Source organism: Chryseobacterium sp. JM1 (genome assembly GCF_000737715.1).
Classification (GTDB): domain Bacteria; phylum Bacteroidota; class Bacteroidia; order Flavobacteriales; family Weeksellaceae; genus Chryseobacterium.
Genome location: NZ_JPRN01000002.1, coordinates 355,629 through 378,076, shown reverse-complemented (window position 1 = coordinate 378,076; position 22,448 = coordinate 355,629). Strand labels below are relative to the sequence as shown.

Annotated in this window: 20 protein-coding genes and 1 pseudogene; 15 read left to right on the top strand and 6 right to left on the bottom strand. The window is 33.2% G+C overall.

What is annotated here, in order from left to right; genetic code table 11:
• Window positions 1-9 precede the first annotated feature (9 nt).
• From IW22_RS03900 to IW22_RS23505, 14 genes and pseudogenes are all read left to right on the top strand, one after another.
• Window positions 10-2,223: a hypothetical protein gene (locus IW22_RS03900; protein WP_034724276.1), complete on the top strand. Its 2,214-nt coding sequence runs from the start codon at window positions 10-12 to the stop codon at window positions 2,221-2,223.
• Between the two features lie 11 nt (window positions 2,224-2,234).
• A complete protein-coding gene (locus IW22_RS03895) occupies window positions 2,235-2,627 on the top strand; it encodes a hypothetical protein (RefSeq protein ID WP_034724274.1) in 393 nt (130 codons plus the stop codon).
• 88 nt (window positions 2,628-2,715) lie between these two features.
• On the top strand, window positions 2,716-3,312 hold the full coding sequence (locus IW22_RS03890; RefSeq protein ID WP_034724273.1) for a zincin-like metallopeptidase toxin domain-containing protein: 597 nt from the start codon (window positions 2,716-2,718) through the stop codon (window positions 3,310-3,312).
• Window positions 3,313-3,318: 6 nt separating this feature from the next.
• On the top strand, window positions 3,319-3,627 hold the full coding sequence (locus IW22_RS03885; RefSeq protein ID WP_034724272.1) for a hypothetical protein: 309 nt from the start codon (window positions 3,319-3,321) through the stop codon (window positions 3,625-3,627).
• A 311-nt stretch (window positions 3,628-3,938) separates the two neighbouring features.
• On the top strand, window positions 3,939-4,523 hold the full coding sequence (locus IW22_RS03880; protein ID WP_034724720.1) for a DUF4840 domain-containing protein: 585 nt from the start codon (window positions 3,939-3,941) through the stop codon (window positions 4,521-4,523).
• A gap of 97 nt (window positions 4,524-4,620) precedes the next feature.
• Window positions 4,621-5,187 (top strand): RNA polymerase sigma factor, encoded by a 567-nt coding sequence (locus IW22_RS03875; protein ID WP_034724271.1) that lies wholly within the window; start codon window positions 4,621-4,623, stop codon window positions 5,185-5,187.
• A complete protein-coding gene (locus tag IW22_RS03870; RefSeq protein WP_034724270.1) occupies window positions 5,180-6,574 on the top strand; it encodes an outer membrane beta-barrel protein in 1,395 nt (464 codons plus the stop codon). The genes IW22_RS03875 and IW22_RS03870 overlap by 8 nt, the downstream gene beginning before the upstream one ends.
• A 42-nt stretch (window positions 6,575-6,616) precedes the next feature.
• Entirely contained in the window at window positions 6,617-7,579 is a 963-nt protein-coding gene (locus IW22_RS03865; protein WP_034724267.1) for a T9SS type A sorting domain-containing protein, read from the top strand.
• A 178-nt stretch (window positions 7,580-7,757) separates the two neighbouring features.
• Window positions 7,758-8,450: pseudogene (locus IW22_RS03860) on the top strand (magnesium chelatase domain-containing protein); the annotation flags it as partial.
• 125 nt (window positions 8,451-8,575) lie between these two features.
• Window positions 8,576-9,217, top strand: coding sequence for a plasmid pRiA4b ORF-3 family protein (locus tag IW22_RS23510; protein WP_165571863.1), 642 nt, complete (start codon window positions 8,576-8,578; stop codon window positions 9,215-9,217).
• Window positions 9,218-9,280: 63 nt separating this feature from the next.
• Window positions 9,281-9,904, top strand: a complete 624-nt coding sequence (locus IW22_RS03850) for a recombinase family protein (RefSeq protein WP_034724266.1) — start codon at window positions 9,281-9,283, stop codon at window positions 9,902-9,904.
• Between the two features lie 11 nt (window positions 9,905-9,915).
• Entirely contained in the window at window positions 9,916-11,304 is a 1,389-nt protein-coding gene (locus IW22_RS03845; protein WP_034724264.1) for an ISKra4 family transposase, read from the top strand.
• 318 nt (window positions 11,305-11,622) lie between these two features.
• The gene (locus IW22_RS03840) at window positions 11,623-12,276 is read left to right on the top strand and encodes a hypothetical protein (RefSeq protein ID WP_034724262.1); all 654 of its coding nucleotides are present in this window, start codon (window positions 11,623-11,625) and stop codon (window positions 12,274-12,276) included.
• A gap of 57 nt (window positions 12,277-12,333) precedes the next feature.
• Entirely contained in the window at window positions 12,334-13,404 is a 1,071-nt protein-coding gene (locus IW22_RS23505; protein WP_051891019.1) for an ImmA/IrrE family metallo-endopeptidase, read from the top strand.
• A gap of 52 nt (window positions 13,405-13,456) precedes the next feature.
• On the opposite strand, the gene IW22_RS03830 is transcribed toward IW22_RS23505, so the two are convergent.
• Entirely contained in the window at window positions 13,457-15,484 is a 2,028-nt protein-coding gene (locus IW22_RS03830; RefSeq protein WP_034724261.1) for a hypothetical protein, read from the bottom strand.
• Between the two features lie 136 nt (window positions 15,485-15,620).
• Window positions 15,621-16,184 (bottom strand): recombinase family protein, encoded by a 564-nt coding sequence (locus IW22_RS03825; protein ID WP_034724260.1) that lies wholly within the window; start codon window positions 16,182-16,184, stop codon window positions 15,621-15,623.
• Between the two features lie 127 nt (window positions 16,185-16,311).
• Here IW22_RS03825 and IW22_RS03820 point away from each other — a divergent pair, with 127 nt between their 5' ends.
• A complete protein-coding gene (locus IW22_RS03820) occupies window positions 16,312-18,105 on the top strand; it encodes a hypothetical protein (RefSeq protein WP_034724259.1) in 1,794 nt (597 codons plus the stop codon).
• On the opposite strand, the gene IW22_RS24800 is transcribed toward IW22_RS03820, so the two are convergent.
• The 4 genes from IW22_RS24800 to IW22_RS03800 are packed head-to-tail and all read right to left on the bottom strand — an operon-like array spanning window position 18,083 to window position 22,388.
• Complete coding sequence (locus IW22_RS24800; protein ID WP_034724258.1) at window positions 18,083-19,066, bottom strand: TniQ family protein; 984 nt, start codon at window positions 19,064-19,066, stop codon at window positions 18,083-18,085. The two genes, IW22_RS03820 and IW22_RS24800, sit on opposite strands and share 23 nt — an antisense overlap.
• Complete coding sequence (locus IW22_RS03810; protein WP_034724257.1) at window positions 19,066-19,950, bottom strand: TniB family NTP-binding protein; 885 nt, start codon at window positions 19,948-19,950, stop codon at window positions 19,066-19,068. The genes IW22_RS24800 and IW22_RS03810 overlap by 1 nt, the downstream gene beginning before the upstream one ends.
• Window positions 19,925-21,754, bottom strand: coding sequence for a Mu transposase C-terminal domain-containing protein (locus IW22_RS03805; protein ID WP_034724256.1), 1,830 nt, complete (start codon window positions 21,752-21,754; stop codon window positions 19,925-19,927). The genes IW22_RS03810 and IW22_RS03805 overlap by 26 nt, the downstream gene beginning before the upstream one ends.
• Window positions 21,747-22,388, bottom strand: coding sequence for a TnsA endonuclease N-terminal domain-containing protein (locus IW22_RS03800; protein ID WP_131401683.1), 642 nt, complete (start codon window positions 22,386-22,388; stop codon window positions 21,747-21,749). Before IW22_RS03800 ends, IW22_RS03805 begins: the two co-directional genes overlap by 8 nt.
• Window positions 22,389-22,448 lie beyond the last annotated feature (60 nt).

Below are 22,448 nucleotides of genomic sequence, written 5' to 3'. Positions count from 1 at the left end.
AATCACAAAATGAGTTTAGAAATATTAAATAATCCTTTAGCTGGAAATTCTTTGAATTCCTTTTTAAAGGGTGACCCTGTGAAATTTCCCAACCCTTCTTTTCCTGTTTTAACCTCTCCTCCTGAACTTAAACAACTCACGGCAAAACAGATTGCCAATACCTATTATAATGGCAAACCGGTCATGGAGGGCAACGGCTTTCAGATTTATTCAGATGAACCGGTGTTCGGAGGAAATATAGAGGAAGTAGTTGTGTATAAAAGCAGGTTTAGTCAAATGATCGGAGGAATTGATGTTGTTCTATTTGCAAGTAAAAACGGAGCATTCCTTCTTCAGCGCTATATGGAAGCCTTACCAGGCAGTAAACAGCTGATTCTTTTCCTGGAAATCAATGACGAATATAATTACAGTACAGTAATGCGCGTTGTGGCCGGGGCGGATCTTACAAAAAATAAAGAGTTACCGTTCAATGACATCCTTACTTTTACAAGGAAGCATGAAGTCACCGTTTCTCCAAAAGCACTTGAAGACCTGATTAAAAATGGTATTTATAGAAATAAAGTAGGTTTTGTCAGTTGGCTTTTGGGTTTAAAAGATGCCAGTGTAGGGCAAATCTTCAGCTTTTTTAAACAGGAAATCCTAGAGGGAGCTGCTCATTTTTTTATTGAGGGTATCGCAGATAACGTCGCTAAGTTAAGAATTTCAGAAAACGGCTGGAATCCGGATGCTAAAGAAGGGGAATATGATCCTGCATTTATCCCTGATGCACTTTATGAAGAGCTTAAAAAATTCTACGAACATACAACTCCCGGCAATCCATATGAAAATCTGGAAGGGCAGAAAAAAATAAATTCCAGGATCGTCAAATCCTTATTTGAAAGGATAAACGGAGTTAAAGACGATTTTAATAATCTCCTGAGCAATGGGGAAAATTTCTTTCCTGCCTTTATCTTCAGGAAAATAAAACAGTCTTTGAATTTATTTTTCAAGCAGATCGATAAAATAGAAGAATTTCTGATTGATCCGCTAACGGGAATGCAACACATCATCTATAGGAGTTATCAGTCGGCCAATGCTTTTCTTTGCGGAATTTACAACAGTCTTGTTGATATTATTGCCGGAATTTTTTCAATTATAGGTTTTATCTTCAAAGCAGTGGCTGCCATGGATAAAGTGAATGACCGCAAAGTTGAATATGGTGAAATGTTTCTTGAACTGATGGAAGATCTGATGGAAGGAATCATGAAATTTGATTATGTAGACTTTTTTAAGCAGTGCATTACTTTTCAGATAAAAACAGTCTTCCGCCTGATAAAATGGCTGGAGGAAAAAGTACCACAATTTACCATAGAAAAAGCGGCTTATTATTACGGCTATATCATAGGCATTATTATAGATCTCATTGTGGAAACGCTTCTTACGGGTGGTGTAGCGGCGGTGGCAAAGTTGGCTAAAACTGTAGAAAGTTTTATCTTAAACCCATTGGAAAAGATCTCCAAAGCGATTACACAGGCTGGAAATTTTCTGACAAGGATGATGGAATTCATCAGCATGCTCCTTCGCGAATTTAAAAAAGGAACAAAAGAAATTTTCTCTAAATTAGGAAAAGTTTTAGATGAGGTTTTTGGTTTTGGAGATGAAGTGGCAGATCATGCTTTGACACCTGCGGAGAGAAGGGTGAAGGAGAAGAATGGGAGAAGACAGGAGAAACTTGATAGAAATAATAATGTTGAGAGAAAGAAACAGATAAAGCAAAACAAAAGACGTTTTGAAAACTTTAAAGAAAAATGGGAAGGCAGGTCAATTCTGGAATTAAGCAAAACAGAGATTGCAAATGCTCTGAAGGGCTATACAGAACAGGCCAATAAAGTGGCAAAGCTAATTGAAGAAGGAAAGATGAAATTCCAAATTTTAGATGATGTGAAATTTGAGAAAATGTTGATGAATTCGGGTGATACATTAGAGGAAGCAAGAGGAACAGCTGCTTTTTGTATTGATGATAAAACTTTTTACCGTGGTTCTACATCTGCTGAAAACTTACTAAGCGAGTTTGTACATGAAGGGACGCATGCATTGGATCATTTTGATGGTTTTGTTGGAGATACATATCAATGGGAAAAGCGAGCTTTTTTCCACGAAAGAGCATTTCAAGAAGCAGTTGGTCTGGAGAAAGATTTTGATACAATCAGAGAAATGTTAGATTTTATTTATGTTAATTATTAAAAAAGTATAAAATGAATACGGTCATTAAAGAATTATTAGATGAGTTAATTCAATATAGGAAAAATAGGAAACCTATTAAATATTTACAAAAGGCTTTTGATGAAATGGGAGATTCAGAAATTTATTTTCCGATAGGTTACTTATTATCTTGGCATAAAGGTTACTTTTTTGGAACTGAAAAAGCAGATAATTTTGAAATAGATAGTGGAGTTGAATATCAAAAAAACATAGAGTTATTTGAAAATTGTCCGGAATTAAAAAAAGTATTTTCAGTGCATAAAGATCATATCGGATGGTCCTCTGACCTTTCAGAAGAGGAGCAAGACGAGATTAGAAACTATATTCACGAAAATTATATTGTACAAATTCGCATAAGAAGAGATGCAAGCTTAAAGAAAAAGTAAATCATGTCCATTAACCGCTTTCTAACAGGCGGTTTTTTCTTTCTAAATTAAAAAAGTTTTAGATGAGGTTTTTGGTTTTGGAGATGAAGTGGCAGATCATGCTTTGACACCTGCGGAGAGAAGGGTGAAGGAGAAGAATGGGAGAAGACAGGAAAAGTTAGTAAGGAAAAAAAATGGAGGTTATCTTCCTGGTGATGATGAAGAAGTTTTCAGGAAGGCTCAAAAAGGTTCTGGTGGAGGGCAAAGGTATCGAAGAAGCACTTTAAGGCAAATAGCAAAAGAAATCGAAAAAAGATATTCTGATATTGGATTAAAAGTTGAAGTTGTCACTAAAAACAGTCATCCAGAAAGGTATAGAAGATGGACCAACTATCCAAACGATATTTTAGCAAGTTGTAGAACACATGAAATTCCACCTATAATGTTTCTCAGAGCTGATGCAACAGAACTTACAATACAGCATGAAATGTGGCATATCGATGATTTTAAAAAATTTGGTTTTGAAGGATATCATAATATACCTAATTGGAAATTGGAAGAATTGGTTTGGGAAAGAGTTTGGAAACAAAAGCACCGTTGGACAAAACAGGAACTAATTGACTCATATAAGTATTACAGAGATGAATGCTTAAGACAAGGAGCAGAGCCAAAAATAATAGATGAATTAGAAAAATTATTAAAATAGAAAACTATGAATTTAACAGAAGAAGACGCATTAGCTATAGGGTTAAAAGTAATGTCTGATATAAATTTTAATTATGACAACAATGCTAAGATTGATGTTAAGTATTTAGAAAGAGGAAAATATCATGATTTTAATTGTTGGTTGTTAAGTTTTCCATATGGTTTTGAAGACTTTGATCGACATATTTATGGAAATTTAATGATTGATGCTGATACTGGAATAGTGAAAAATGATATATCCATACGTAATGGTTCTATTGTAATAGAGTATAATGAAGATAAAGATAAATATTTTATTATAGAAAAAAGACCATAGGCAGCAATAATTTTTATTGATAGATAAGCTAAAAAGCGATACATATATTATGGGATTTAAAGAAAGATATATTTACGAAATATCTATTCTCTAGTAATTAAAAATGATATTTACTTCCAAAACCAGCGTGCAACCCACGCTGGTTTCTCATTTTTAAAAAGTAAAAAAATAAAAATTTATCGCCTTAAAATCAGTGGGTTACCGTGTTGTTTCATTCTTTTTTCAAAACCTCACGCAAGATTTTCCCAAAAACGGATTTTATAGATGAGTACTCAATACAACTAATGTTTAATGTTAAAAAAAATAATGAAATGAAGAATTTAATAGTACTTAAGGTGATTACTGCCGTTTTGGTGATCTCAATTATCTTCTCCCTGTTCTCATGCATGAATGAGGACAGGATAGAAGTACCACCGGTAAAGCTGGAAAATGTCTATGGGGATTATAAAGGAAGACTGATTACCGTGCAGGGAGAGAGTAGAGGTGAGAAAGTAGTAGATTTTAAAATAAAGAAAGATACGCTTACATTTCCGGAGTTTCCCATCAAAGAAATTGTGAAAGCAGTGGTGAAAGACCCAATAAAAACGGAAACGGCATTAACTGCCATGGGAAAAGTGAAATACAAACTGAATTATACCTCTGTCTTAAATGCTGAAAAAAACTGGGTGGAACTCACTTTTGTTCCAAAGGAGCTGGAGCTTCAGATTCCGGTAGACGGAGTCAATAAAAAGGCAGTCGTTACCCTGGTGACCAAGCAGAAAGGATATTTCATAGGACTGGATTATACGCTGAGATTCGTTTTGGCAGCAGAAAAGATTACGGTAGACGGAACAACGGTGGTAAGCCCTTTTGAAGCGATTTATTACAATTTTCCATACTGTATTAGGATTAATTAATAGACAGATCATATGAAAAATAGATTGTGTTTTGCCGGATGCAGTCTATTTTTGCTTAAAATTTTTAACCGGCCGCTAAACCGGACCTCACCCATACATGGAAGAAAACAAAGAGCAGATTTTGATAAGACGCCTTCTCACGAAGGAAGAAGCTGCCTGGAAAGAACTTTTCGGAACCTATTCCGGAAACCTTGCCGGGGTCTGCGCTCGTTATGTTCCGGGGAAAGATGATGTTCATGACGTTCTTCAGAACAGTTTTATCAAAATGTTCCGGTCCATTGAAACATTCGAATACAGAGGAAGCGGTTCCCTGAAAGCATGGATGATGCGGATTACGGTCAATGAAGCTTTAAAACATATAAAGCAACATTCCGGCATGACAACAGATACGGATCTGGCTGAATTTCCTGATATCCCCAATGAGGAAGAGCCCGATCTGGAGGAAATTCCGCAGGCTGCCATTATGAAGATGATACAGTCGCTTCCTGATGGCTACAGAACGGTTTTCAACCTATTTGTATTTGAGAAGAAAAGCCACAGGGAGATTGCAGGACTTTTAGGTATAGCAGAAAACTCCTCCGCCTCGCAGTTTCACCGGGCTAAAGGACTGCTTGTCCAGAAAATTAAAGAGTATAAAATGTCAAAAAAAGCACAATATGAATAATCAGTGGCTAAATGACCTTCACAGGAAAATGGAAGACCACAAAGAGGATATTCCGGATGGGCTGTGGGAAGATATAAAAGATGAGCTTTTTTCTGAAGAGGAAGAAAACGGAATAGCCGGAGCCATGATGTTTGGAGCCGATGATGAAAAAGAAAATATAAATCCGTCTGTTGAAAATAAAAGATCCCTCTGGTACCGTGTCGGAGGAGTTGCTGCTGCTATTGCTATGTTGTTCTTTACTGGAAAATTATTACTGGATATGAATGCAGAGAAGACTGGTCCTAAGATCACAAAAAAAGCTGAAAATGTTGATGAAAGTCCTCAAATAGAAAAAAGAATCATGGATCCTGTACTGGCCGATACCAATGATAAGGCAAAAACCAATGAAGTTGAAAAATACAGTCACGCAGAAAATATATTGAACGGTAAAACAAGCACTGAGCAAATTTTAAAAAATATATTGGGACATGGAACAAATTATAATAAAGTGATCTCAGGATCTCAGGAAAAGGAAAAAGGAGTTGAACTTTTTAAGAAAGAAACCCAACCCGCGAATATTTCTCCTTTAGCCAATGAGAATCCGGTAGTAAAAGAGAAAAAAGAAGTTGAAGAAATTTTTAATACACCTGAAAATGAACTTCATGAAAAGATGGCTGCTACAGATAAATCTAAAATCCGGGGTCGCCAGTCCAAAAAGTGGATGCTGAACATGCTTACAGGAAGTGTTTCCTCCAATTCCTCCGACCAGAAGTTTCCGGGCTACGCTTCCATCAGCGGAAGTCCGATGGCTTTTAGTGATATATTTATGTCAGGTACAGAAGCCGATCCGCTTACGGAAGTTCTGCTCGCCAACCAGAGTAAAGAAGTGGAAGCGAGAATCAGACATAAAATTCCTGTGACATTTGGATTGTCAATGTATTATAATATTGGGAAAAGATGGGGAATAGGAACCGGGGTCAATTATACGAAACTTACCTCAGAATTGCATTCCGGAAGCAATTCCAATTATATAAAAGGTGAGCAGAGCATCCATTATATCGGGATTCCGGTTCAGGTCAATTATAATGTGATTCAGAAAGGACGTTTTACAGGATACGTAACCGGCGGAGTACTTGCAGAAAAAGCAGTGGCAGGAAAGCTTAGGACAAAATATATAGTCAATGATGAGGTGACGGATTCTCAGGACGAACGCCTGGATGTAAAACCGGTACAGTTTTCAGTAAATTCTGCGGTAGGCCTTCAGGTGAAAATTATTGATAAAATCGGAATCTATGCTGAACCTGGAATAGGGTATCATTTCAAAAACGACAGCCAGCTTAATACCATTTACAAAGAAAAACCTTTAAACTTTAATATGAAGTTCGGAATCAGACTGTTACTGGACTGATTTCGCTAAAAAAGCTAAACCAAACCATTAAAATATTTAAATATGAAAACCAAACTGATTTTTTTGGCTGTACTATTCATGGCCCTAATGAATATGAAAGCACAGTGTAATCCTACCATTACCAGTCCCAGACTGGGCGTAAAATTTCCGGATAAGATCGTGTTCTGTAATACCGAAACAGAGACACTTTCTACCCAAACATTTGGAAGTTATCAATGGTACAAACAGCAGTGGACATGGCAGACGCCCAACAACAATCCCTGGACGGCAATTCCGGGAGCCACTTCACAAACATTGACCATCAATGGAAATGATGATCAGCTGTATTATTTTAAGGTACAGGTTACAGAAGGCGACTGTTCCGCAGAAAGTCCGGCGGTGATGGCAGATGGATTTGCTTATGCCCTTCCCGCGATGCTCAGCACCTTTACACCCGGAACTTATCAGGATTTGGGAGATGGAGAATATAATATTTGTGCCGGAGCATCAGTAAGATTTGATGATGTATTTCCAGATCTTTACGGAAACCATGTATGGTATAGATGTATTCCAAACAGTCCGCCGCCTTCACCGGGAGATCCCTGTGTGATCAGTGGGGTTATAGGAGATTCATATACAGCAACAGATTCCGGAGTATTCGGATTCTATGCCTGTACGGAGTATTGTCCGGATCAGTGTGAATTTTTAGGCACAGGAAATTTTATAAAGCTGAATTTCGGAAACTTTGAACAGTGCACGCTGGCAACAGGCGAAACAAAACGTAAAGAAAAAACGCTTAAAATATATCCGAATCCTACGGCGCAGTTTCTGTACATCGGAAAAGATTCCGATAAGAAATATAAAGAGGTCATCATCATGGATATGTCCGGAAAGGTAGCACTGCAGAAAAACAGTCATCACTTTAGCGAACCGATAGATGTAAGCCGTCTGGTTCCCGGAAATTATATCATTCTTTCTAAAGATACAGAAGGAAATACCTACAAGAATAAGTTCATCAAAAAGTAATAGAACACATCCTGAGTTAGTTTTTTTTAATCGCTGATGAGCCGGTACAGAGACAGTCTGTATCGGTTTGTCTTTTTATTGAAATTTTTTATAAAATGGATGAAGAAGCTTAAATCTGTTAATTTTAAAGACCAAATTTTGAAAAATTATATTCTCTAATTTTACCAAAAACACAATCATGCTGGTAAAAATTTATGGAAGTGCCATCCATGGAGTTGCGGCACAAACCATTACTATTGAGGTGAATGTAGACACCGGAGGAGTAGGCTATCATCTGGTCGGGCTCCCCGATAATGCCATTAAAGAAAGCAGCTACAGGATCTCTGCTGCATTAAGGAACGTAGGCCACAAAATTCCCGGCAAGAAAATTACCATCAATATGGCTCCCGCAGACCTGCGAAAAGAAGGCTCTGCTTATGACCTCAGCATCGCTATTGGAATATTGGCCGCTTCAGATCAGATTCTCGCTGAAAATATCCAGGATTACATCATCATGGGCGAATTGTCATTAGACGGAAGCCTGCAGCCCATCAAAGGAGTGCTTCCTATCGCTATACAGGCCAGAGAAGAAGGTTTCAAAGGGATTATTCTTCCCATGCAGAATACCCGGGAAGCCGCTATTGTAGACAGTCTCGAAGTATACGGCGCTGAAAACATCAAAGAAGTAATCGATTTTTTTAATGAAGGAAAGCCGATTAAAAGAATCATATTAGACACCAGAAAAGAATTTCAGGAAAAAATCAATGATTTCCCGTTCGATTTTTCTGAAGTTAAAGGACAGGAAACCGCAAAAAGAGCCATGGAAGTGTCTGCGGCAGGAGGGCATAACATTATCCTCATTGGTCCGCCGGGCAGCGGAAAAACCATTGTCAATTACAAAAGAAGATGATAATTTACAATTCGGAATGATAAAATAACAAATCAATAATAGGAGTGCATCAAAAAGTGTGGGGCAAATAAAAAATTCTTACCTTTTCTTCAGACAAAAAAATTCTGTTGGCAGAGAGAAATCTTATTCAATTCAAGATCCACATTTTAGGGATATCACCGCAGATCTTACGGAGATTTGTAGTTTGTGATAGTACGAGCATTGCGCAGCTTCATCATTTGATACAAATGGTTATGGGTTGGGACGGCTATTTTCTTCATAAATTCCATATCTGGGGACGATTTTATGGCAGTTCTTTCAGTAATGATTGTGAAGTTCCCCTCTCTCATTTTGGCTTTAAAGAAAAAGACAAATTCACTTATACCTATAACTTTTACGAGTTCTGGGAACATGAATTACGCATTGAAAAGATTTCCCCTTTAGATTCTCCCTTTCATTACCCCAAAGTATTAGCAGGAAAAAGGGCCTGTCCTATTGAGGGAATAGGCGGTGCAAAATACTATGAAGAAGCTATTACCCATCAAATACTATGGTGCTATGATATGCTTCAGGAATTGGCGGAAAGTATAGAAGATAAAAAATTTCCAGATATCGATTTTGACGAAGTGCCTTCCTGGTATTTAACTCATGATTCTGAAAAGTTTGAGAAGAGCAGGATTAATAAAGCCCTTAAGAAACTGTATCAAAAAAATGGTGATCCTGATTTTTGGTATACCCTTGGAGATTATTCCGAGTTTTTTGAAGAGTAAAAGTGTATTAATAAAACCTAGTGATTATTTTGATTTTATAATCATCTTGCGTATCTTAACGTGATGGAAAAGGGTGTCATCTTTGTAAGAGTTTCTAAAAAAGAGCAAAATTATCAAAGGCAAATAGAAGATTTGCGAGAGGTGGCTTATTCTCAAAAAGTAGAGATCATCACAGAAATTTCGGAGAAAATATCCGGAGCAAAGGATAATATCGAAAGGAGCGGGTTACAGGAACTGCTTACCTTAGCAAAGAGTGGAGAGATTGATAAAGTCTTGGTTCAGGAAGTTTCTCGCTTGGGGAGATCCACTGTTGAAGTGTTAAAAGTATTGGAAGAGCTTTCTAATCTTGGAGTCAGTGTGTATGTACAAAACTTTGGAATTGAAACCCTAAAGAAAGGGAAAAGAAATCCTATTGCTCAGTTTATGTTTACACTACTGGCAGAGTTTGCCCGTTTGGAACGAGAAACCTTACGAGAGCGTATACTATCAGGAATCGAAGAAGCTCGCAGAAAAGGGAAAAAGCTGGGGCGCCCCAATGGAACAAAAGAAGAGAAAGCAGCTTTCTTAAAAAAATATCCTTTGATTACCCGGAATCTTCGTTTGGGAATAAGTATTCGCAAAACTTCCAAAATATGTGATGTTTCCATTAATACAGTAAGGAAAGTCAATGATTATTTAACACCATAAATTATTTTGCTATGAAATTCAAACTTCAATTATGCCTAGAGGATGGAAGCTCAACCTCGATAATAGAAGAATTTTATTCTTTGGATCGGGAAAGCCATTCTTTTGAAACCATTGGAATGAGTCTTTCGGAATCGAAGGAACTTCTCAAGAATCTGCAGACCATCATAATTGAAAAACAAATCATAGCCTATCTAAAAAGTCTGAATCTACAAGACTATAGAAGGAAAGGGAGCTATACCATTCAGCTAAAAACTTTATTCGGGGATATTGCTCTCAAAAGTCCAAGGTTTTATACCAATAATGAGGAAATAAAGGCTACTTTCAGCCCTTTGAAGGAGCTACTCCCAATGCACATTACCCCAGAACTCTTATACCTTGAAACCAAATGGGCATCTTTGATCCCTTTTGAAAAGACTGCCAATTTACTCAAGGAAGTTTTGCCGGTCTCAGAACCCCTCAATGCATCGACCATTCAGAATCATTTGAAGAAAATCATTTCCGAGCAAGAAAATCAGCTTCCTGATGAACAATTTATGTATGACTCTGGGAGTATTTTGTATCGCAGAAGCCTTCCAACACCAGAAAGAACGATGATTGTGGGTATGGATGGAGGTTATTTGAGGGATTGGAATCAGAAAAAAACTATTTTCGAGGTAATTGTTGGAAAAACTGTACCGGCAGAAAGAAATGCAAAGTGTTTCGGATTCGTAGGTTCCTACGACCAAAAGCCCAAGCGTAGAATCTATGAACATCTCCGATCTCAGGGTATGCTTCCTAACCAAAAATTAGAATTTTTCTCTGACGGATCACCTAATTTACGTTCTATGCAAAACTATCTCAATGCCGAATCTGTACAGATTTTGGATTGGTTTCATATAACCATGAGAATAACGGTGCTCAAGCAATTCGCATTAGGTTTTTCAAAAATCGATAAGCAAAGAGGGGCTGACTTTATTAAGGATTTAAAGAGCGTCAAATGGAACCTGTGGCATGGAAAAGTGCAACAGGCATTAGATCTTATTGAAGATTTTGAATACACCGTTTTTGAACATCAAGAAGATGAAAAAATCAAGAAAAAGTATGAAAAATTAAAGATATTGAAGCAACAGATTCTAGATTTTCAAACCTACATAACAGGCAATGAAAACTTTATTCCCAATTATTCCGAGCGACATCGATACGGAGAGGTTATAACTACCAGCTTCGTGGAATCCACGGTAAATTACGTTATTGCTAAGCGGTTTGGAAAAAAGCAATCCATGCAATGGACGAGAAAAGGAGCCCATTTGCTACTGCAAGCACGAACACAGGTTTTAAACAATGACTGGGAAAAGGTTTTCAGAGAAAAATACCCTAAATTCAGAACAGTAGATATCAATAAAAACCTAAACGCTGCCTAATTTGCCCCACACTTTTTGATGCACTCCTAATAAATATCTTTAAAATTAACAATCAGACTTTGATAATATTAAAAATAGCAAAAAGACTTACTTTGTTTTGATTGTATTGTGTTGGAAATCATGTTTTTGGTATTTATTTTTAATAGTATATAATTAAAATATAAATAAAACTTTAATAGAATTTAATGTTTTTTGGTGGTTTTGTTTTTTTTTGTATATTTGTATTGTCGAATAGATAGCAAAAAAAATCTTCTTGTTGACGCAAGAAGATGGAAGATGGTCATTGAAGGGTGAGATACTAAATATAATAATATTATCATGGGACAAAACATGAACAGTATCTCCCCAAATGGGAGAACAAATATACACAATAAAAGTGTATTTGACAAGGAAATTACTAATAAAAAGTATAGTGATTTCGTGAAATATGCCTATAAAGGCATTGTAGAAGGCTATGCAAAGAGTCAGAAATATGTAATTGAAAATCCTTTTGAATTTTTTAATAAAAGACATCAGGCATCAACAACTAATTCGATGATATTTGCAAATTTTTATTCTAAGCTTGCTACAGATTTCAAAGCTTTTGATATGACTTTAAAGATAAGTACTTATGGCATGACTTATTTTTTATTAGACAATAAAGCTTTATTCTGTTTTAAAGCTATGGATAAGAATGGGAAAATTAAGAATATCTCAACTGAGAGATTTGAAAATACAACAGCAGGAAATGATGTTTCATTAAAGCAATCCGTCAGAAAAGAGTTGCAAAGAAGAGGGATTGAGCATCAGCCTCCAATTTTTTATTTTGTTTATATGCCTAATGAAAATGGAGGAATTACTGTAAAGGTAGTTAGATTTGAAAATGATGAACTAGCTTATGAGTTAAATTTATCTGAGTATTTTATATCTGAAGAAAATTTAAGTATAAAATTAAAAAATCAAGCCCAAGAGAGAGATTCTAAAGTTGGGTAAATATTAATCTTCTCACCCTTCAATTATCATCTATTTATTAACAATGAGAAATACATTATGAATGCAACAATCTTTAATAATACAACTTTAAGATTGGCAAGAGATTATTTTGGACTAAGTCAGACTGCTTTCGGCAAAAAGATTAACACAAAACAATCTATTATTAGCAACATTGAAAATGGAGAAAGGCCTTTAGAATTAGAGCAGATTCAGAACCTTGGTGATCAGTTTACTGCTAAGTTTTTTAAAAGTGAGATAAACTTGCCATCTCAAAAATTGTTTTACAGAAAATTAGCATCAACAAGTAAAAGCCTTGTTAGTGCATTTGAAGCTAGACTTACTTTAATATCTATGACAGTGGCTAACCTTTTAGATATTATTGATATTCCAGAGAGCAAAATCCCCACAATAGATCTTGAAGACCATAATTTCAACTATGAATACTTAGCGAGTGAGATCCGGTTGAAATTTGGAGTTTTACGAGGTCCAATTGAAGATATTGTAACCCTATTGGAAAAGAACGGTATAATTATACATTTTTTTGATTTTGATTTTATCAGTAGTGATAATAGAAATTTTGATGGAGTTAGTACTTATGTTAATGGTATCCCATTAATTTTAATTAATAATAAAATTCCAAACTCGAGAAAAGTATTTACGATAGCTCATGAGCTTGCTCATTTAATTTTTCATTTTGACTTTATAATTTCTGAAAGTAGGAATAAAGAAAAAGAAGCGGATGCTTTTGCCTCTGCATTTTTGGCACCAAAGGCAGAAGTACAATCAGTTTTTAAAAGGTTAAATAAGGAAAAGCTTTTCAGTTTAAAAAAAGTCTGGAAAATGTCAGCTGCAGCTATTTTATACAGAACTAAGGATATAGGAAATATAACACAAGATTGGTACAACAAATGTATATTTTGGTTATCGCCATATAGAAAATTAGAACCATTCGAATTTGAAATTAGCCAACCTTCACTTTTGAGAAAAGTTATAAAATTAGCTCAAGATGAAACTGATTTTTCTTTCTTAAAAGAAATGGGTTTTAAAGAAAATGTCGTTGAGGAATTATTTTCCACAATTATACCAAAAAAAACTAATACCTTACGAAAACTAACTATTGAATTATAGCATGAATAAAAATATAAACCGCTCAACAGAGCGGTTTATTCTTATATAAATTTTAACTATTAAAAAGCTTATCAAAAAATGGGTTATGTCTATTCTTAGATGAGTCAACAAGTTGGCGGAAAGTCATAACTTCTAAATGTAGATTTAAATTTGCGATAATTTTGAAATATGTTCCAAAGGGAGTTAGGCTCCATCCTTTATTCTTGTTGTATCTTGCTAACATGTCAGGAATCATATCTAAGATTATGTATCCAAACTTGGGTGTTGTTTCTCTAAGTACGACTTGGTTCCCTTTATAGTTTTTTTTAATAGGATTATATAAAAATTCGTCAAAATAAGGTTCTACAAGTTCTGAAAATTCCCATCTATAATCATTTTTATTTTTTTGGTGAGCCACATCACCAGGTCTTTTGAATTCGAAAATAACCATAGAGTTAACTTCGCCACTATTTCTATCACCGAAGCTTATAGGATTGTCAAACATCGGAGGATTATCTACCAAAATTAAATCAGTTTCCTTTCTACTTTTTATTTGTGAAAATGAGGTTATGGATTTATCGGAGGCAATAAATCTATAAGATACAAATCTTTCGTCCAATAACCATAAATTATGGTTTTCATATGATAAATCATTATTTGTAAAACCTAATGGGAAAATCAAATTGTGTACGTCTTCTTCTAGTTTATATTTACCTTTTTCATCTGCATCTAAAAATTTATCAAACAACTTAATTATTGCCTTTCTCCTCATCATATAATCAGCAAGATTATCTATATCATAAGCTGTTTTAGCTTTAATGTCATCTATAATTTGATTAATAGCATCTTCGCTAACTTCTTTTGATTTTATAAATTTATCAATGTTATTTTCAACATTTTTTCGTGCATTAAAAGATACTTTGTAAAGATATTCTTCGAGTTTGTCTTCTGAAAGATGAGGAGGAACTGCGTTTAAAATGCTTTCGTTCTTTAGAAAACTATTAAATCTTGGAGCCTTTTCTCTTATATATTTTTGAGTATTTTCAATGCTTTTTTGTTTTGCCTTCTTAACAAAATCTTCATATTCTTTTTCTATTATACCAGATAGTTTTTCTTCTATATCCTGAAAAGATATTATTCCATTATCATTATATAGTTGGTTTTCTCTTTCTTTTGGTATGTTAAAACCATTACGTGTTTTGAAGACTTTTTTATTTAGGAATTCAGAAACCATATAAATATCAAAAAAGTAATATGAATTTCCAATTAGTATTGGGTAAGAAAAAAGAGAATTTACATTTTTTAGATTTCTTGCATTGCTTACAGTTCTATTGTTAGCACAATAATATAAATAGTTATTTTTCCTGTTCCCCTCTTTAGGCGTTTTTGTAATGTAAAATTTAAATTTTTCTCCTTTTAGATCAAACTCCCTTTCTTTTTCTTTTGAAACATTTTGGAATAATTCATTTATAACCTCTATTTCTTCAGTTTCAAAGTCAATTAGCTCAATCCTTGGAAGAGCATTATTTAGATAAAATATAAAGCAATGTTGCATTATACTTTCAGCTATAGATCTAATACTGAGAGCAGAATTTTCGAGTATAAATTCATTATAACAATTGCTAATTGAAATATTTGTGTTCCATACTGTTTCATCAGAGTTTCTTTCCTCTAAAATTTCAATCTCTTTTTCAGCCGAAAATTTAAATATCCTCTTTAACCAATCTCCATCTTCGAAATAATTACTACTAACAGTATAATCTTGAAAGGCAGCTAAGACAGTGAAACGTCCTATTCCCTTGCAGCCATATTCACTATTTATTTGTGAAAAAGGAGTATTGAATGATTCATAATTAGATTTGTTAAACCCAACTCCGTTATCTATAATTTTGTAACCTTGTATAGTTCGGATATTTTCAATATTTAAAAGTCTAGGATATTCTCCTCTACTAATCTGAATTTGAATTTTTTTTTCTTCTTCTGGTATGTCTGATTTCTGTAAACTTATTATTGAGTTCACGATACATTCTAGCATAGGAAGTAAAATATCATCACGAGTTAAGTCGACCGTATCTACAAGATTTTTTACAGGAACTTCCATTAGAGCATTAGATTTTAATTTGAGAGTAATATGTAAATATCTAAAATATTATTAATCTGAGCAATAATTTTTTTCTCTAAAACTATCCTATGATGTGAAGAATGCTAAAAAAAATAATGCTACAGTGTTTGTTAAATTATTTTTTATTATCAATTCTATAAAAAGTTGCTTTACTGATACCGGCTTGCTTACAAGCCTTATCAATGGAAGTATTTTTGTTATCATATAAATGTTTGGCAAATTGATATTTTTCAATACTCGCCTGGCTAGATCCTTTAGGTCTGCCTAATAATTTTTTTCTTTTTCTGGCGCCTTCTAATCCTGATTTAGTTCTTTCACTGATTAAGTTTCTTTCAAATTCAGCTACAGCCCCAAAAATCTGTATAATAAATTTTCCGTTTGCTGTCGTTGTATCAAAGACTGGCTCGGTAATACTTTTAAACAGAATACCTTTCTTATTGAACTTTTCAATAAGCTCAATCATATTTTTAAGTGATCGGAAAATTCTGTCTGTTTTGTAGGCTATTATTATATCTCCCTTTCGCAAAAAAGACATCATTTCATTTAACCCAGTTCTGTCTTCTCGAACCCCACTAGCAATATCGGTGAAAATTTTTTCACATCCATTATCTTTTAATAATTCGACTTGTGTTGTAATATTTTGATCCAAAGTTGAGACTCTAGCGTATCCTACTGTCATAATATTGTTTCAATAAACGTTTATTTACAAAACTACTAAATAAAACGATAAATGAGACTACTTAGAACCTGTAATCAGAAAGAAGTGATTAGTATTATAAAACGATCGTTTTTTTAAACTACATTTTATGGGTAAAAAAGTAGATGCACTCAATATTTTTAATATTTTTATCACCACCTATTGTAAAAATCACAAAATGTTACCAAAAGTTGCAAAAAATCTACCCATAAAACTCCGGCTTCGTGCGTGGGTTTACGAAGAAGCTGACAAAATAGATTTCAAAAATAAGTTTTGGTTTATTTCATGGCTTGGTAGAAGCTATTATATCAATGATGTAATTTATAGAGAGGTTTATATTACTCTTTGTAATAATACTTTTTTTAAGTTCCAAAGAAATTTAAAAACATTCTGTATTCCATTTCGAGAAGAATATACAATTAGATATAGACAGGGTAATTACTATGACTATTTAGGGAACTTTCTACAATCTGCTCATAATCATGAAAAAATTAATATTTTGCATGATGTCCTTATTAGTAGAATAAATAATGGAACCATTCTAAATATTGAAAATAACTTAGGAAATGGGAAAACATTTTATCCGTTACTTGAATCCGGTATCTATGGAGATGTACCATGTTATCATGTTGATATTGATAATGCAAAATTTATAATACCCTTTAATGTAATACAGTCTTATTTCTATTCATTATCATCTCTAACACTTTATTACTTAATATATGGAGTTTTTATTCCAGGTATAGTAAAACCATATAAATTTGATGATTATGCAGTTGTTGCTTATCGGTCTTCTCTTATAAATAAAGAGGAGGCAAGAATATTAAGTAAATTTCATTTCTTGAAGAAAGGAGATATTAAAAGATTGTATAATATAAGACGAAGTTTCCTAAAGGAATTATTTGATAAACAAAAGAATAATGAAGATTTAAAGTCTTATATACTTTATTCATTGCCCTTTCAAAAAGAAGCAATAATAAAAATGGATCTTCATTATCATCCTATTGATAAAGATGGGGTAATTAATATGGTTTATGCTATTGATAATATATCATTACCCTCGGATAAAGCATTGTTTGAACTTGAGAATTTTATTTTGGATGATCAAGATGCTGCGTTGATTGTTGAAGATGAAAATACCAATGAAATAGTTCAGGGAACAAGTGTGGGATATAACCATAATAATGATGGAGATATTGTAGCAGATACACTTTACACTAATAATGAAGCTATTCTGGATGTTATTATTAGTGATGAAGGACCTAAGTTTTTGGAATCCCCAAACGTTGCAGATGCTGTACCAACAGTTATTAAAAATAATATAAATTTTGAAAATAATTTTGTTAGACATATTAAAGATTACGATGAATCAATCTCAAATCATAGTAATGATAGTGAAACAGGTCTCGTAAATTTTATCTCTGGTATTTCTAAGAATACTGACTATATGCGTATAATCTTATCTGCCTTTGACCTTTTAAAAGAAGATAATGAGTTTGCTTGTGATTATATTTATTTAAAAAGACAAGGTACAAGCGTCTTTTCTTATGATCCTCTAAATTTTACAGAGAATGGATCTATTGTATTATTAAGAATTGAATACAAAGATCAAGAATATTGTATTATTGCGAGTAATAATGAATCAAAGAGAATAGGAATTATAAAGCACATCGGAGAGGGAGGTTTTGATTCAGAACATGACGAGGGTTTAAAAAATGGTATAATAAAAGTAAGAAGAGATTATAAATCTAATTGGTCATTATTAAAGATATCAAAATTAAAGATTTATAATTTTGTAGTTGTAGATGCACTTAATAAAATTAAAAGAGATACTTTCGAAGATAGTGTGGAAAGTCTTTATAATCGAATAGCTAGAGGAATCAAAGATCTAACAGGGAAATAAGCCAGTAATCTAGATCCTGTTTGTAGATAGTAAGATATGATCTTGTCAAGTTAAGGTGCTGGGGTATACCTTTATCTACAGCAAAGTCTTTAATAAATTTATAAATGAAGGGTAGGGTTTCTTTTCTTTCTTGTAAAGACCAGAAGCCAGTTTCCTCTTTTATGGGCGAAAGATGTAGATTGTATTCATTCGCTAAAATAGTAGTAAAGTTCTTATTAAACTTATTTTTTCTAGTTCCCCTAGCGGTTCTACATAATAGAATAAGTCCATTGATAAAAGAAAATGAATAATTTGTATAATGGTTAAATCCATTATTTAAAGTACGATTTATAAAATTTTGATATTCAATTTCTAAGGATGTAGGTTGGGTTAATTCAAAAGTAGACAAATCCATTTTGCAATACCAGCATAATGAAAATCTAAAAGAAAGATCGGGAATGGACTGATTACCGCTATTATAAATAAGATGATACGAAATTGGCTTTTGACAATTAGGGCATCTGTCAATTAAAGAGGATTTACATTTCATACATATGATTGTAGAAAATAATCTCCATTCTTTTTTATAGTAGGGGTTTGATGATAGGCATTTAGGACAACACATAGTGCCAAATCTTTTTCTATTCCTATTGTTTAGTCCTAAACTTAAGATATGTCCTTTTCTATTAGAATAATTATTAAAATAAATGTCATTATAGGACGTTAGGAATAATTTATCGATTCTTTTTTTAGATAATGGAGTGTGATTCAATAAGAATTTTACTAAATAATCAGGCTTAAGGTAGTCAATATCTCTTCCAAAAATTGGCGCATTGTGTCCAAAATTATTTTTTATAAATGTTAGTGGTTTTACATAATGACTAATTGCTAGTCTACAATACCATGAACTAAAAAGTTCATTCCTTTCCGGATTAATATATGCCGGGAATATATTTTTTTTGAATTCTTTAATATAAACCATCAAGCAAAATATCTTTTTTTTCTGTCTTGAGGTGAAATATAGTCAATATTCAATATAATCTCTTTGGTTATTTTTTCTTCTCCGCTTTTGATTGCTTCAATACTGCATAGCTCAAGTATTCTAGCCACTTCGCCAATAAGACCATCACTCATTACCAAAAGTTTCATTGTTATGGAATTTTCTGTGAGCATAGATTCTTTTTTTAGAGGGATTAGGGCCTCAAAGCTTGCTAAAAGGCGTTTAAATTCCATATCATTTGACCATTTAGGGACAACCCTTGGCTCAAAGCGATTTGCTAACTGATGATCACTTTGTATAACATTGAAAGCAAGCATTGTTCCTGCACATATGATAGGTATCTGTAAGTCATTTGACAAATGCTTGATAACATTTAAGAACTTTCTTTGCTTTGTTGGAGTACCAGCCAATACGTGATGAATTTCATCTATTATTAATGCCTTAGTTTGTAATTCTGTTAGCATCTTTTTGACGCGTAAGTATCTTAAATCCAGTTTTTCAGAGGTTTTATATGGAGCAAATATATTTTCTAAAATAGCATTATAGAACCTCCTTTCGTCAGGTTCAGGTGGGGCTTGTACCATAATTACTGGGTTTATTACATTTCCTGTCTTTTCGTCATAAGATGCTTCATATTTTTGATTGAATTTATTAAGAATAGCTGTTTTTCCATTATTAGATTCTCCTACAAGTAAAATATTGGTCATTCTAGTACTTTTAGGATAGATCAATAACTCATCCATTCTATTAATAATTTTAGTTGCTTGGCTATATCCAATCCATTTTGGAAATCTACAAGATGTAATTCTTTCATGTTCAGTTGATCTCTCAACAAAATCTCTAGTATTTTTTGTTAAATGCTTCATCGTCTAAATCTTCAAAAGGTTTAATTATCTCATTGTTTTTAGGTATAAAGTCATTCTCGTCTATATTTGAAGTATTCATTTCCTTTCTATAGTCAAGGGGTTGAGACTCTCTTCTTTGTCTTTTTGTCGTCAAAATAGACTTCTTTTCAATAGTTGTTAACTCTTTGAATGCTTCAAAAATATTTTCTTCATTGATTTCTTTATTCCTTTCCTTAACTCTCTTAAGAGAATCTCTATACTCCCATAAAGAAATTGGAGGATAGGTGGCATTTCTGAATGGTATGTCATAGTATTCTTCTGTTGCCGGATCGAGAAAATAAATTAAGCTGATATCTCTTGGATCTCTCTTAAAAATATAGCCTTTATTGTTATCTTTTTTATGAATATAAGGTCTCAAAATATCTGCGTAATAATATAAATGATCGATAACCACCCCATATTCTTGAATAGAGCGTACAACATAAGGCATAAAGTCTAATCTCGTTCTTCGGATATCATTTATTCTGGGAAGTATACCTCGACCTGGGATGTTTTCATTCCCCATTATTCCATCCTCATATTTTTTTAGTGGTGATACCCCAAGTGAGGAATGAGTTCTTGTGTGATAGATCTTAGTAATATAAGTTATTAACCAGCGTTCAAGCTCTGTTAAGGTTAATGATGAATTCTCTTCACTTTTATAGTTTTTTCTCTCTTGTTCATTTGAAAAAGTAGTTCCTGGAAGGTTATGTATTTCTGCCGCAAATGTGCCGAGCAATCGTTCTATGTGTCCTCCATAATGTGGTGTTGCTACTGGTCTGTATTTTAAAGATATTCCATAATTATCACATGCATCTCTTAACATTTTGCCATGAAACTCTTTAGCATTATCTAAGTGTAAACAATCCATAATACCCCAACACGGCCAATGCGCTGAAACTCCGATTCTTTCTAGCCAAAGTTCTTTAGGGAGAATTGAATTTGAAATACACATTCCAGTTCCTATTGCTCCTGGTGGATCGTAAGATAAATAAAGCCCAATAACCATTCTGCTATATATATCTATAGCAACAGTAATCCAAGGTCTCTTATAGGCTTTCCTCTCTAATTCATCAACCAATATTATATCTAGTAAAGTATGGTCTATTTGTACTATTGATAAGGGAAAGCTTGCTTCATTATAGTTTGATTTTATAGGTTCATATTTATAACGAGCTTCTTTTATTCCTAATCTTTTTTTTATTTTTTCTTCATCAGATATCCCTTTAATCCTACTTCTAATAGTATTGTCGTGAGGAGAGGGAATGTCTAAATCATAGCATGCTATTTTAACTTCCGTAATAACTCTTGTTATTGATTTCCTATTTTGATTCAAATAAACTGAATTTATTTTGTCAGAAATAATTTCCTCTTGTTTATTTGTAAGTCTACTTTTACCTCTGCCTCCAGTTTTTCTCTTTCCGGCCAAAGATGAAACGGTTTGGCCATTATCATAAAACTTCAACCATCTATATATTGTAGGTATACTAACATTATTTTCAAAAGAAATGCGATTTATCAAGGAAAGATCTCCTCGATTTGAAAGGATTGGCTTTATAATATTAAACCTAGTTTTAGCTTTTTCCCAATCTTTATCAGTTAGTACCTCCATTGGAGTACTACTTAAATCTGTGAATGGGGTTATGTCTTTTATGGATACGGTATGAATTATATTAGAATTAACCTCAGTAACGGATACTTTAGATGTACTTATTATCTTAACAATAATACATTCTTTGTTATCATAAATGACCTTTTCCCCTTTAGAAATATATGTTCTATTCATGTTTATCCCAAATTATAGTATTAAGCGATAGTTTTTCCTCTTTATTAAAATTAAGTAAATTACTATTAATTAGGTACCATGTAACGTAAAGAATTTCTGCTTTTCTTTCAAAAGTTTTTCCTACCTCTTCTAATAATTGATTAATAGTCAGCTTTTTAAATTTGTCAACTATTGTAAATACAGTGTGAATATCCATATCATTAATAAACCTACCTTTGTTATAGTAATTACTTAAAAATTTATAATTAAAAAGAAGATTAGAATCTATGTCTTGATGCTGTAGGATTGAAAAATTGACGCTGTTTTCTTTAAGTACTTTTTTAATTTCTGATAGTTCTGAAGCATCTTTATTTCCAATATTTAATATGATTAATTCTTCTTCTTCATTTTTATATTTTACATAAAAGTCAGGAATGAATTCTTTAATCAAATCCTTAAAAAAATAGTTAATCTTGAAAGGCTGTTCACAATATTTTACTACATCATCATCTTTTTCTAAAACGTGCATGTAATCTTTTGCTAGCTGTTGAGCTATTTTCTTTTCAGAGTTTTTCTGAATAATGATCGAATCTGTATTTATGAGATATCTTGTTAAATCAATCTCATAAGTCTTTTTTGAACTTATTATCACCATGTTTTGTAATTTTAGCGGTGTAGATTGATTAATTAAGATCAGATTTATCACTTTCTTTTG